Origin of the sequence: Pontibacillus yanchengensis Y32 (genome assembly GCF_000770635.1) — a bacterium.
GTDB lineage: Bacteria > Bacillota > Bacilli > Bacillales > BH030062 > Pontibacillus > Pontibacillus yanchengensis.
In genome coordinates this window covers 18,927-31,334 of record NZ_AVBF01000010.1, presented here as the reverse complement: position 1 = coordinate 31,334, position 12,408 = coordinate 18,927, and the positions used below count along the sequence as shown (strand labels likewise).

Annotated in this window: 14 protein-coding genes and 1 riboswitch; of the genes, 12 read left to right on the top strand and 2 right to left on the bottom strand. The window is 38.1% G+C overall.

The features are described 5' to 3' along the window. Window positions 1–100: 100 nt before the first annotated feature. The 7 genes from tpx to N782_RS05430 all read left to right on the top strand — a co-directional run bounded on the left by tpx (window position 101) and on the right by N782_RS05430 (window position 6,481). On the top strand, window positions 101–601 hold the full coding sequence (gene tpx / locus N782_RS05455; protein ID WP_036817152.1) for a thiol peroxidase: 501 nt from the start codon (window positions 101–103) through the stop codon (window positions 599–601). Window positions 602–772: 171 nt separating this feature from the next. Continuing rightward, complete coding sequence (locus N782_RS05450) at window positions 773–1,771, top strand: class I SAM-dependent methyltransferase (protein WP_338048239.1); 999 nt, start codon at window positions 773–775, stop codon at window positions 1,769–1,771. A gap of 123 nt (window positions 1,772–1,894) precedes the next feature. Then, window positions 1,895–3,091 (top strand): acetate kinase, encoded by a 1,197-nt coding sequence (locus N782_RS05445; protein WP_036817147.1) that lies wholly within the window; start codon window positions 1,895–1,897, stop codon window positions 3,089–3,091. A 962-nt stretch (window positions 3,092–4,053) separates the two neighbouring features. Beyond that, window positions 4,054–4,881, top strand: a complete 828-nt coding sequence (locus N782_RS05440) for an EcsC family protein (RefSeq protein ID WP_036817144.1) — start codon at window positions 4,054–4,056, stop codon at window positions 4,879–4,881. Further along, on the top strand, window positions 4,881–5,387 hold the full coding sequence (locus N782_RS05435; protein ID WP_036817141.1) for a MogA/MoaB family molybdenum cofactor biosynthesis protein: 507 nt from the start codon (window positions 4,881–4,883) through the stop codon (window positions 5,385–5,387). Before N782_RS05440 ends, N782_RS05435 begins: the two co-directional genes overlap by 1 nt. Window positions 5,388–5,750: 363 nt before the next feature. Then, window positions 5,751–5,836: riboswitch (cyclic di-GMP riboswitch) on the top strand. 24 nt (window positions 5,837–5,860) lie between these two features. Continuing rightward, window positions 5,861–6,010 (top strand): anti-repressor SinI family protein, encoded by a 150-nt coding sequence (locus tag N782_RS20950; protein WP_084102989.1) that lies wholly within the window; start codon window positions 5,861–5,863, stop codon window positions 6,008–6,010. Window positions 6,011–6,115: 105 nt separating this feature from the next. Further along, window positions 6,116–6,481 carry a helix-turn-helix domain-containing protein gene (locus N782_RS05430; protein WP_036817139.1) on the top strand — a complete coding sequence of 122 codons (366 nt, stop codon included), beginning with the start codon at window positions 6,116–6,118 and terminating at the stop codon, window positions 6,479–6,481. Window positions 6,482–6,646: 165 nt separating this feature from the next. Here the strand turns inward: N782_RS05430 and N782_RS05425 are convergent, their stop codons facing one another. Further along, complete coding sequence (locus N782_RS05425) at window positions 6,647–7,093, bottom strand: universal stress protein (RefSeq protein ID WP_036817138.1); 447 nt, start codon at window positions 7,091–7,093, stop codon at window positions 6,647–6,649. Window positions 7,094–7,203: 110 nt separating this feature from the next. Here N782_RS05425 and N782_RS21455 point away from each other — a divergent pair, with 110 nt between their 5' ends. Next, window positions 7,204–7,362, top strand: a complete 159-nt coding sequence (locus tag N782_RS21455) for a hypothetical protein (protein ID WP_161783074.1) — start codon at window positions 7,204–7,206, stop codon at window positions 7,360–7,362. A 62-nt stretch (window positions 7,363–7,424) separates the two neighbouring features. On the opposite strand, the gene N782_RS05420 is transcribed toward N782_RS21455, so the two are convergent. Then, window positions 7,425–8,762, bottom strand: coding sequence for a purine-cytosine permease family protein (locus N782_RS05420; RefSeq protein WP_036817135.1), 1,338 nt, complete (start codon window positions 8,760–8,762; stop codon window positions 7,425–7,427). Between the two features lie 53 nt (window positions 8,763–8,815). Here N782_RS05420 and N782_RS05415 point away from each other — a divergent pair, with 53 nt between their 5' ends. The 4 genes from N782_RS05415 (at window position 8,816) to N782_RS05400 (ending at window position 12,390) form a co-directional block, all read left to right on the top strand. After that, window positions 8,816–9,604 carry an SDR family oxidoreductase gene (locus tag N782_RS05415; protein WP_036817133.1) on the top strand — a complete coding sequence of 263 codons (789 nt, stop codon included), beginning with the start codon at window positions 8,816–8,818 and terminating at the stop codon, window positions 9,602–9,604. A 157-nt stretch (window positions 9,605–9,761) separates the two neighbouring features. After that, the gene (gene ald / locus N782_RS05410) at window positions 9,762–10,877 is read left to right on the top strand and encodes an alanine dehydrogenase (RefSeq protein WP_036817131.1); all 1,116 of its coding nucleotides are present in this window, start codon (window positions 9,762–9,764) and stop codon (window positions 10,875–10,877) included. Window positions 10,878–11,190: 313 nt separating this feature from the next. Beyond that, window positions 11,191–11,706 carry a DUF4178 domain-containing protein gene (locus N782_RS05405; protein WP_036817128.1) on the top strand — a complete coding sequence of 172 codons (516 nt, stop codon included), beginning with the start codon at window positions 11,191–11,193 and terminating at the stop codon, window positions 11,704–11,706. 15 nt (window positions 11,707–11,721) lie between these two features. Continuing rightward, window positions 11,722–12,390 (top strand): PspA/IM30 family protein, encoded by a 669-nt coding sequence (locus N782_RS05400; RefSeq protein ID WP_036817124.1) that lies wholly within the window; start codon window positions 11,722–11,724, stop codon window positions 12,388–12,390. The last annotated feature ends 18 nt before the right edge of the window (window positions 12,391–12,408 follow it).

Sequence of the window (12,408 nt, the reverse complement as noted above, 5' to 3'; positions counted from 1 at the left end):
CAGAGAAAACTGCCTTCATAATTAGATGTGGAGGCAGTTTTTTATTTTAATAAAAACTGCTAATTTCTAATGGACGATAATCATAAAGGAGGATATATGAATGGCAAACGTAACATTTAAAAACAACCCAGTAACACTAGTAGGCGAAGAAGTAAAAACAGGTGACAAAGCTCCTAATTTCACAGTACTTGCGAATGATTTATCAGAAGTTTCATTAGAAGATTACAAAGGCAGTGTAAAACTTATTAGTGTTGTACCATCCATCGACACAGGAGTTTGTGATGCTCAAACTCGCCGTTTTAACGAAGAGGCAGACAAGCTTGATAATGTAAAGGTACTTACTATTAGTATGGACCTTCCATTTGCTCAGAAGCGCTGGTGCGGTGCTAATGGTATTGAAAATGTTGATGTTCTATCCGATCATCGTGACGCTTATTTTGGTGAGGCATTCGGTGTACTAATTAAGGAGATGCGCTTACTTACTCGCTCTGTTTTTGTAGTAAACAGTAACGATGAAGTTGTATATGCAGAATATGTACCTGAAGCTACGGACCATCCAGATTATGAAGCAGCACTAGAAGCGGCAAAACAAGCAGAATAACAACAAAGCCCGGCAAATAGCCGGGCTTATTCATGCATATGTGGAACGACTCAAGAATTTAGAGAAACATTCAACAAGAAGAAAGTTGTCTATAGATGGTAAACCTCACTCTTGGTAAATACCAAAACCATTTGCTAGAATGGGTAAGGTTAACGTCTGGATTAGAGGAGGATGAAGAACGTGGAAGAATCAAAAATAGAACAATTATATACATGGTTAGATGAAGCAGCAGAGAAGATGGGAGAGGAACTAGACCTTTCCTACTTAGAGCTACTTCCTCTAGCAGGAAGAATTTTATTCGATCAGGAAATCCCTGAAGAATATAGTGAAACCATTAGAAATTACTTGAGTGATAAACTAACTAGTATTTCTCTTGAGGACTATAAACGAGAAGAAGTCCGTAAAGGAATACAACTTGCAATCCTTAAAGGAATGAAAGGGTCTACACAACAGCAACACATGATAACACCAGATTCTGTAGCCATTTTTATGGGGTATATTTTAGAAAAGGTTATGGACACTAAGAAAACCATTCGAATATTTGATCCTGTAGCAGGAACTGGTAACTTGTTAACAGCTGTCGTGAACCAAATAGATAAAGATGTAGAGGCATACGGAAGTGACGTTGATCAAACACTACTTCAATTAGCCTTGATGAATGCAAACCTTCAGCATACAGAAATTGAGTTTTTCCACCAGGATAGCTTGCGTTCCTTTTTACTAGAGCCTGTGGACTATGTAATTGCTGATCTTCCTGTAGGTTATTATCCTGATGATGTGCAGGCAAGTGAGTTTGAATTAAAAGCAGAATCAGGTCACTCCTATTCGCACCACTTGTTAATGGAACAAAGTTTAAATTACATGAATGAAGGTGGATATGGATTATTCCTCATTCCAAACTTTTTATTCGAAGGAGATCAATCCGCTCAACTCCATGCGTTTCTTCAAAAACATGTGCACGTAGTAGGTGTATTGCAATTACCTGACTCTATGTTTAAGAATGAGCAGTTTGGAAAGAGTATCTTCATTGTGCAGAAAAAAGGAGAGTCAACGGAAGCTCCAAAAGAAGCATTAATTGCGAAATTACCTTCATTCTCCAATCCAAACTCTATGAACGAAATGGTTGAAAAGATTAACAATTGGTTCCTAGAATATACCTCGTCAAAATAGTGAGAAAATAAAGATTTTGGGTGGAAAGCGTTAACAATAACACATGTGTCTTGAAAACGTTCATGACGGGTGTTTAAATGGATAATGGTAATCATGAACCTAGTGTATAAGGGGATGAATAAAGTGAGCAAAATTTTAGCCATAAACGCAGGCAGTTCTTCTTTAAAATTCCAGCTAATCGAAATGCCATCAGAAGAAGTGGTAACCAAAGGATTAGTTGAACGAATTGGACTGGATGACGCGGTATTCACTATTGAAGTGAACGACGAAAAAGATAAAACCGTAACAGATATACCGAATCACGAAAAAGCAGTTGAAATTCTAGTGGACAAGCTTCAAACAACAGGTGTCATTGAATCCTTAGAAGAGATTGAAGGTATTGGCCACCGTGTTGTTCATGGAGGAGAGCGTTTTAGTGATTCTGCACTAGTAACAGAAGAGGTTCTTAAAGAGATTGAAGAAGTATCAGATTTAGCACCTCTTCATAACCCAGCAAATATTACTGGTATTCGAGCATTCCAAGAAATCTTACCGAATGTTCCTGCTGTTGTTGTATTTGACACAGCATTTCACCAGTCAATGCCAGAACAATCATATTTATACAGCCTTCCATATGAATACTACGAGAAATATGGAATCCGTAAGTATGGTTTCCATGGAACATCTCACAAGTATGTATCTCAACGTGCTTCAGAGATGCTTAATCGCCCTGAAGAGCAATTACGCATTCTTTCTTGCCACCTAGGTAACGGTGCGAGTATTGCTGCTATTGAAGGTGGAAACTCTGTTGATACGTCAATGGGATTCACACCACTTGCAGGTGTAACAATGGGAACGCGTTCTGGTAATATTGACCCTGCATTGATCCCATATATCATGGACAAAACAGGTAAATCTGCAGAAGAAGTGCTTCATGTACTAAACAAAGAAAGTGGTCTTCTAGCATTATCTGGATTCTCTAGTGACCTACGTGACATCGAAGATAAGGCAAAAGAAGGCGATGAACGTGCTGAACTAGCACTTGAAGTATTTGCTGCTCGAGTGCACAAGTACATTGGCTCTTACGCTGCTCGTATGCACGGCGTTGATGCGATTGTCTTCACAGCAGGTGTTGGTGAGAACAGTACAGCAATCCGTGAACGTGTTCTAAAAGGTCTTGAATTCATGGGCGTGTACTGGGACCCATCCCTAAACCAAACTCGCGGCGAAGAAACATTCATTAACTACCCTCATTCTCCAGTAAAAGTGATGGTTATTCCTACCAATGAGGAAGTAATGATCGCTCGTGATACGGTTCGTTTGATTGAAGAGAATAAATAATAATTGAAAGCTACTGATTTTATTCAGTAGCTTTTTTTATGGTTAATTATAAACTGCTTTGTTCAATAAATCAGGCATAATATTGAAGACTTGGATTCGCGAAAAATTAGGTTGGTCCGATTCTCAAGCTACCTTCTGGAAGAACGCCCCTAGGGTATCTTGCCTACCTCTTTCTCCGGCGGGAGTCTCTCCGTTTCCCACCCATTCCTGCTGAAATGTTACGATCGGACTCTTGAAAATACGTTGGACATCTTCAAACGGACATATAATCTCTTATTTTCAGTAAAAGCCCTCTTATGGAGGGCTAACGGACATATAGTATCTTATTTGTAAAAAAACCCATTATATTAAGGTGATTTTGGCTAAATAGCGTACTGGATGTCCGTTCCGAATGCAAAATAGCCTTTAAATCGAAGAATAGGAGACTATATGTCCGCATAGCATCACTTTTGTGTCATGTACCTTACCTTGCTTTGTGAAAACCAATATTCAGTCTAGCCTGGCTACGTTTCCGTTAAGCCACATGAACCCAAAGATTGGCCGGGAAATGGCGGGACTCCAGCGGAAGAACGGTTGTGTCGAGAACCCACAGGGCCGCATTTTGGCCCGATGAGACTCTTTAAGTAATCAAGGAAGGTCGAGTAAGTTCACTGCATCCTGAAGCAAACGCGACCGTCCTCACGTCGTGTGAGGCAACAGGAAAGCGAGCTATTTCCCGACCCATCTTTTTTCTGATTAACACAACGAAAACATCTCTCTTAAAATTATCTCGATTCCAAGTCTTCAACATAATGAGATGGGGCAATTATGAAGTATCAAATGATATAGCTAAAAAACCCCTTATGATATCGATGAAGCAAAAATACCTCATATTCACATAAATATTATCCTCAGTAATGTTCGCAATTTTATGGAAATAAGCTAGAATAAAGATAACAAACCTGTTAAGGGGTGACGGTATTATGAGTGAAGAAAAAGTGTACCAGGATATTCTGAAATGGGAAGAGCAGTGGCAGGATTATCGTGCTAATGACTTTGAAATGATTTATGAGCAATGGATGAATAAAACTTTCTCGAACTTAAATCCAAAAACGAAGAAAAAAGTCTTTCACCAGATGGATCAAGGGCTTTTTCACACACACGCCTACATACAAGGAACAGCATTTCAAAATGAAGCTAGAGTACGAATTTTAACAAGTGGCCGTATATTCCGCTCAGACATTGATAATTTAGAAGATATGAAAGAATTATCCATTGATCAATTAACCTACTTAGCTCACCAACATATCGCAAAAGGTAAGCTGTATTCTTTTGCTCAAGGGGGGCTTACAGGAACAGGAGGGTACCTTCTATTAGGAGTAGACTTTCCGCTAATGATGATATTAAACTTACGAGCTGTTCAGCTTATAGGTTTAACGTTTGGATATGAAGTTAATCACCCTTATGAAATGATGCTTTCCTTAAAGATTTTTCATGCAGCTACCTTACCAAAACGACTTCAAAAAGGAGCTTGGGAGAAATTGAAGAAAGAGCTAGAACATCATACCTCTCCATTTATTTATGAAGGAGAGGACGAATTTACAGATGAAACATGGTTGGAACAACCACTTAAGCAAGGAATGAAATCATTATTTATTTTAACTTTCCGTAAAAAACTCATTCAAGGCATGCCAATTCTAAGTATGGTCATAGGAGCTACATTAAATTATCAATTAACCCGCCAAGTGACCGATTTTGCACTTCGATTTTATCAATACCGTTATCTTGTCGAGCAAGGAGAAATCGAATAATGTCTGTCTCAGAACATAAACAGCATTCAAAAGCATCGATTACCTGTAAAGTAATTACCATTTCCGATACAAGGGACCAGTCTACTGATAAAAGTGGGAAGTTAATGATGGACTTTTTAACAACTTCTGGTCATGTGATTAAAGATTATGTAATTGTAGAAGATAATCAGCAAGCGATTAGAGAAGCAATTGATCTAGGGTGTAAAGATGATGAAATTGAAGCCGTTTTAACCAATGGAGGAACTGGAATGGCAAAGCGAGATGTAACCATTGAGACCGTTGAAGACATGCTTGATAAAGAGATGGTTGGCTTTGGTGAACTGTTTCGTATGCTTAGCTACACAGAAGATATAGGTTCCGCTGCAATCCTATCAAGGGCCATAGCAGGTGTGCGAAATAAAACCGTTTTGTTTTCAACTCCCGGATCCACTGGAGCGGTTCGTCTAGCCATGGAAAAATTGATTATACCAGAATTACCTCACGTCGTTTGGGAATTATCAAAGTAATAAATAGCTGAGTCATTATTTTTCATGTAATATATTATTAATATAACACTCCAATTTATCATAGATATTGGAGTGTTTTTTCGTTTGGGAAAATCGGGTCGTTATGGGTGCTAGCGCGCTTAATATGATATTTTTTCAAACTATCTACATACATATTTTCTACATGAAGAGGCTGTTACGTATTATTAAAATTCAAAACATGAAATAAGGAATAAAATGGAATTTCAAACCAAAATATAGTAGAATTGTTATTAACAGAAAATTTAATAATTTCGACAAAATTATTGTAGGAAAAAATATTTTGAGAACAAATTCTAACAATCTTTTTAGGACAAGTTTTGTATAGTGGTTTTATACTAATCCTTCAGAAAAAGGCAAACTAATTGAAAAATTAGGACGCAAAGTCACAGATCTAACGTAACTATTACTAAGATGGCTGGTCTACCTGAAAAATTCAGGTTTGGAGGAGTAATATGCATACCAATAAGGTTACTAAGCACGAAGAACTGGATGTTGAATGGGTAGAGTTGATTAAACAGGCAAAGGAGTTGGGATTAACTAAAGAAGAAATTAAAGGTTTTTTCTATCGGAATGAAGATCAACTGGTTGCTTATAAAAAGTGAAAACGTAAGGATTTAGGAATGATTTTTACTAATATTTTTTATAGCAGGAATGAAACCTTTAATTCAAATATGGTATACTTCATTGCAGGAAGAAGGTGAAGTGCCATGATAGGAGAACAAATAAAGGCTTTACGGAAAGAAAAACAACTATCCTTGTCAGAATTAGCAGAACGAGCCGGTGTTGCTAAATCATATCTTAGTTCCATTGAACGTAACCTACAAAAAAATCCCTCTATTCAATTTCTGGAAAAAATTTCTAAGGTACTACATGTCCCTTTAGAACAGTTGCTACATAATGACCAACAGCGGGAAGAAGGGTCATCCTCTTTAGATGAAGATTGGGTAGACTTGGTTAGAGAAGCCCAGGACTCTGGAGTAACTAAAGATCAATTTAAAGAATTTCTTGAGTTTAATAAATGGCGACTACACCAGGGTGAATACACCCAGGAAAAAAACAATAATTCAAAATGAAATAAGAAAATGTAGTACACAATAAAACGAAGCTGTCTCGGTAACAGCTTCGTTTTTATTATAGTAATATGATATAAAGAACTCCCAGTAATAGCGAATATTTGGAAAATACTACGTCGAGTTTTCTTTAATCCTGTTGAAGTCCTACATTGCATCCCCAATCCTTTAATCTTGATCCGCTCTTATAACTAATACATCACAGCTGGCGTAGCGAGTGATATGTTCAGATACGCTGCCAATAAAGAAGCGTTCTACAGCGTTTAATCCAGTTGCTCCACAGATAATTAAGTCTGCTTTGAATTTTGGTGCTACTTCTTTTGCAATTTTCACCTTAGGAGACCCATATTCTATATCCACTTCGACTTGCTGCACGCCTGCTTCTTTAGCTTGTTTTTCATATTTATTTAAGAGTTCTGTCGCATACCCTTCCGCTCTTTCAGCTAAAGAGCGATCATAAGCTTCCACCGTTGCAAAAGCTCGAGTGTCCACGACGTGACAGATAAATAGGTGTGCATCATTCCGTCTGGCAATATCAATTGCTTTTTCAAAAGCATGTTCAGAAGCTTCCGAGCCATCTACTGCAATAACGATACGTTTGTACTCAAATGGCATATGGTATCCCTCCCTTTACTTTTATTATAACATGGTAACGCTTTCATTTGGAAAAAGATGTAGCGAAGAATAAGGCGATTATGTGACATACTAATAGTGGGAGGTGCTTTATGATGGATAAAAAGAATAAATTAGGTTTACAATTTGATCCTGAAGGGGAAAAGATTGTAGCAGAACAACTTTCTGATAGCTATCAGAGTGGTGTTATTGATCAGTTTGAGCAACAGGAAAGAAGCAAGAAAGGTAAAAAGGAACAGAAACGTTCTTAGTGATGACTAATATAAATTAATACCCACCCTTCACCTTACACGAGTGAAGGGTGGGTATTTGTTTATGACGAGGTTAATTTTGAATGGTTGAATGCAGCTAACACGCCATAAACTATTCCAACGATAACAAAGGTAAGAAAGCCAGGAGAATAGCTTTCTGGTATGACGAAATAAATCGCTGTACCTATGAGCACAGAGATGAACGGTAATCGATAGACACTCCCTGTTTCTTGTAGTGATAACAAAGCTGATGTAGGTATGCTTGCTCGCTTTACCCATAAATAATCCACTACAATAACGGCTGAAATAGGTATGATTAGCCCTCCTAAAGCGGATATGAATTGTTCTGCTTGATTAACAAGCGTAGGAGTGGCACTTAACACTACACCTAACACCCCAAAGATGACTGCGCTTTGGACTCTTGATAAACGAGAAAAGGTATTTAAAAGGCTGTATCCCCCTGTATAGGCATTACTCATATTAATGGAGAGCATTGAAACCATAGCGGTTAAGGTGATGATTGTAATCATCCATGGAGATGATGTTACTGCTGTTGAAGAAACATAAGGATTAACATCGTTAAATAAATAAGCCGAACCACTACCTAAAATAGCAGTTAACAAGAAACCAAAGCTATTCCCTAAGAACAATCCAAGAGCACCTTGGTTTGGCGTTTTTGCATAGCGAGTCATATCAGCTGAAGCACTAACCCCCGATACATATTGAACAAATGCTAAACTAGAGAAGAATGCCATCATCGTAAAGCTACCGTGTCCACTTTCTGGTGCAAGTTCTAATAGTGAACGATTGGTTTCATTTGTAGTAAAGTATATATAGAGCATAGTTCCTTCTCCTACTAATAATAAAGGGAGAAAGTAAGACGTAGCTTTTTTAACTGCTTCAAAGCCTATAATGGCTAGGATGACCATGACAATGGAGATAGGAATGGAGAACATTAAGAATGGATATTCTGTTCCTGTTAGACGTAAAATGAGTTGTTGTAGGACATATGTACCTCCAATGGTTTGTACGCTAAACCAATATAGCGAAGTAAGACTTCGAATGGGAGAGGAAAGAAACCTTGCTCCTTTGACACCAAGCATGGTACGAATAGCGTATTGCGCTGGGATACCATGTATGCTTCCGGGGTATGAAAGCAAGGAAACAAAGATAAAACCGAGCACAGCGCCAATTGTTGTAGCAATAATAGCTGCCAAGAAAGATAATCCACCTTCCATGACAGCTAAAGCTGGAATAAGGAAGTTCCCTGCGTTTGCAGATATGGCAATTTGAATGATCATATATCGATACCATGGAGTTTTTCTTGAAGCTACTGGTACTGCTTCTAATCCCATTTTTTCTATAATTGTTGACTTTAATTCGCGTTGATTAGTACTCATGATTACACCCTTTCATAGCACACATATTGTACATAAGGAACTTCAGGTTGTAAATGAATAAGGAGGGATTGGATATGCAACATGCAATTATTACAGCAGGCTCAAAAGGGCTAGGAAGAAAAGTAGCAGAGGATTTCCTTAATAAAGGCTATTCTGTTACTGTAACGTACCGACAAGATAAAGAAAAAGCAGAGACATTATTCACGCAATATCCTACCTATACAGATCGCATTCAATGTGTACAAGCTGACGTTACCAATCAAAATGATCTATCAAATCTGGTGGAAGAAGTCATGAAACGATTTGGTAGGATTGATGTTCTTGTGAATAACGCTGGACCATATATCTTTCAACGTAAAAAAGTAATGGATTATTCCGAAGAGGAATGGAATGATATGATAAGGGGAAATTTAGATGCAGTCTTTCATCTACTGAAAAAGGTCATTCCTGTTATGAGGGAGCAACAGTTTGGGCGAATTATTACTTATGGGTTTCAAGATGCGAGTTCTGCACCTGGTTGGATGTACCGGGGAGCTTTTGCAGCAGCGAAAACGGGTTTAGTTTCTCTTACCAAGACCATCGCATATGAGGAAGCAGAGAATGGAATTACAGTTAATATGATCTCACCAGGAAAAATTGAAGGTGAGCTTAAAGAAGGCACAATTGACCAAAGCCGTAAACACACGGATCCCAATACCCCTGTTGGCCGACCAGGTTCCGGAGAAGATATTTCTAGATCTATTCTGTTTTTATGTGATACAGAGTCCGATATGGTGACAGGAACGGTGTTAGAGGTAACAGGTGGAGTGGATGTTATTCATAAATATCGAACAAAAAAATAAATATGAAAAATGTTATTTGATTTGTTACAATGAAAAGGCTTACATTATAAAGGTGAAAACTATTCTTCCGTCCACCTTGATTGGAATGCTATAGTTATATCAATCCATTCGTACAAGGACGATAAGCTAAAGTTTTTAATGGGAGGTTGCATAGCATATGAAAATTGGGGTACCTAAAGAGATTAAAAACAATGAAAACCGTGTTGCAATGACACCAGCTGGGGTAATTACATTAAAAAGTTCAGGACATGAAATTTTTGTGGAATCTACAGCAGGTGAAGGATCTGGATTTACAAATGAGGAGTACCAAGAAGCAGGAGCGACAATTGTTTCTACTGCGAAAGAAGCTTGGAGTCAGGATATGGTGATGAAAGTAAAAGAACCACTTCCAGAAGAGTATGAGTACTTCCATAATGGACTTATTTTATTTACTTATTTACATTTAGCGCCAGAGCCAGAGTTAACAAAAGCTTTAATTGAAAATAAAGTTGTCGCAATTGCGTATGAAACGGTTCAATCGAAGAAAGGCTCCCTGCCATTGCTAACTCCGATGAGTGAAGTTGCCGGTCGAATGGCTTCACAAATAGGGGCGCAGTTCTTGGAAAAATCAAGAGGTGGCATGGGCATTTTATTAAGCGGTATTCCAGGTGTAAAACGTGGACGAGTTTCTATTATTGGCGGAGGCGTTGTAGGCACAAACGCTGCTAAGATAGCTATGGGTCTTGGTGCAGACGTAACCATTATAGATTTAAACCCTGAGCGTCTTCGTGAGTTAGATGATATTTTTGGTTCTAAAATAAATACCCTAATGTCTAACCCACTTAATATCGCTCATGCTTTGAGTGAGTCTGATTTAGTAATAGGAGCTGTGTTAATACCAGGAGCCAAAGCTCCGAAGCTAGTTACAGAAGATATGGTGAAGGACATGCAAGACGGATCTGTTATTGTAGACGTGGCCATTGACCAAGGTGGCATTTTCGAAACAACCGATCGTATTACGACACACGACAATCCTACGTATGAAAAACATGGTGTTTTACACTATGCAGTAGCCAATATGCCTGGCGCTGTACCTCGTACATCTACAATTGGCTTAACCAATGTGACTGTTCCTTATGCACTTCAGTTAGCTAATAAAGGTTATCAAAAGGCTTGTTTAGATGATGAGTCATTACTTAAAGGAATTAACACCCTAGATGGATATGTAACTTACAAGGCAGTGGCAGAAGCACATGGACTTGAATACTGCGATGCGCATTCTTTATTGAAATAGTCTATCTTGAAGCGGACAAGCTATTCATGCTTGTCCGCATTTTTTTGTCTTACATCATAAACGGAGTGAGGTTCTGGATAACTTTAAAATGGCCATCGACTAGCAACCTTCCTGCTCCTCCTAGCCACTCGAACCAAAAGAGAGAATTGAGCATATATTCGCGCATTTTTTATTACTTATGTAGAGTGATATTGGACTATTAAGTACAAAATCATATATGATGAAAGAAATAATAAAAAAAATGAAACATTTTGATTAATAAGTCGTATTACACTAATGACTAAGGAATCATCCATGAAAAAGAGGTGAAGAAATGGGTTTGTTTTCTAAGCTTTTTTCCAAACAGAAAAACCGAAATCAACCCGAAGTTCAAGAACGAACTCCATTGAATATTCAAATAGGCGATATTGTTTCGTATGATCTCGTTGATTATGAAGTTGTAGGAAAAATCACGTATCAAGATGGCTCGTATAAGTGGTATTCTTACCAGCTACTAGAAGGTCGAAATACAATATGGCTAGCAGTTGAAATGGATGAGGAGTTAGAACTAGGAGTATATAAAAGCATTGTCTTGCCAGTATCAGAACCTTTTCCGAAAAAATTGGAACATGATGGGGTAACCTATTATCTAGATGAGAAAGGGGAGGCAAATGTAACAGGTGAGGGCCGAAGTGAAAATGTGAATGGTCGGAAAACACGCTATGCGGATTATTGTGATGAAGAAGAAGAGCAGTTCTTAAGTGTGGAAACTTGGGGGTCAGAAACTGAAGTTAGTCATGGTCACCCAATTGAAGAATATGAAATTAAAATTATAGCGGGATCAATGTAAAGGGAGGAATTGTAAATGTTTAAATTTTTTAAACGTGTAGGTACAGTAGTCAATTCTGAATTAAATTCGATGCTTGATAAAGCAGAAGATCCAGTGAAAATGCTAGATCAGTTTATGAGGGATATGGAAACAGATATCCGTGAAGCCGAAAGTGCTGTAGCTAAGCAGATTGCAAATGAAAAAATGCTAAAAAGAAAATATGATGATGCTCAAGCCTTGGCCGAAAAGCGTCAAGAGCAGGCAGAGAAAGCTGTAGAAGCAGGGAATGAAGACTTAGCAAAACGAGCACTTCAAGATAAGAAGAATCATCAAGAACAGGCTGATTCCTTAAAAGAATCCTACGATCGTGCTCAAGCTGATTCTCAAAGTTTGCGTACGAAGCTTGAAGAAATGAAAAAAGAATACCAAGAAATGAAGCTAAAGAAAGATTCCTTAAAAGCGCGTGCAGAGTCAGCTAAGACACGTACAAAAATGAACCGTTCCATGTCTAATATAAGTAATGATGAATCAAAACGAGGCTTTGAACGGATGGAAGAAAAAGTTATGCAACATGAAGCGGAAGCAGAAACAAGTGAAGACTTATCAGAATCGAATCGTTCGCTAGATGATGAATTTGATGAGTTAGAAAAAGACGATGTGGATGATGAATTAGCTTCCCTTAAAAAGAAATTAGGAAAAGAATAGCCCTCTCCTAGATTGGCC

Coding starts and splice junctions, on each gene's coding strand:
- tpx (WP_036817152.1), top strand. CDS start 101: ATGGCAAACGTAACATTTAAAAACAACCCAGTAACACTAGTAGGCGAA.
- N782_RS05450 (WP_338048239.1), top strand. CDS start 773: ATGAAGAACGTGGAAGAATCAAAAATAGAACAATTATATACATGGTTA.
- N782_RS05440 (WP_036817144.1), top strand. CDS start 4,054: ATGAGTGAAGAAAAAGTGTACCAGGATATTCTGAAATGGGAAGAGCAG.
- N782_RS05435 (WP_036817141.1), top strand. CDS start 4,881: ATGTCTGTCTCAGAACATAAACAGCATTCAAAAGCATCGATTACCTGT.
- N782_RS20950 (WP_084102989.1), top strand. CDS start 5,861: ATGCATACCAATAAGGTTACTAAGCACGAAGAACTGGATGTTGAATGG.
- N782_RS05430 (WP_036817139.1), top strand. CDS start 6,116: ATGATAGGAGAACAAATAAAGGCTTTACGGAAAGAAAAACAACTATCC.
- N782_RS05425 (WP_036817138.1), bottom strand. CDS start 7,093: ATGCCATTTGAGTACAAACGTATCGTTATTGCAGTAGATGGCTCGGAA.
- N782_RS21455 (WP_161783074.1), top strand. CDS start 7,204: ATGATGGATAAAAAGAATAAATTAGGTTTACAATTTGATCCTGAAGGG.
- N782_RS05420 (WP_036817135.1), bottom strand. CDS start 8,762: ATGAGTACTAATCAACGCGAATTAAAGTCAACAATTATAGAAAAAATG.
- N782_RS05415 (WP_036817133.1), top strand. CDS start 8,816: ATGAATAAGGAGGGATTGGATATGCAACATGCAATTATTACAGCAGGC.
- ald (WP_036817131.1), top strand. CDS start 9,762: ATGAAAATTGGGGTACCTAAAGAGATTAAAAACAATGAAAACCGTGTT.
- N782_RS05405 (WP_036817128.1), top strand. CDS start 11,191: ATGGGTTTGTTTTCTAAGCTTTTTTCCAAACAGAAAAACCGAAATCAA.
- N782_RS05400 (WP_036817124.1), top strand. CDS start 11,722: ATGTTTAAATTTTTTAAACGTGTAGGTACAGTAGTCAATTCTGAATTA.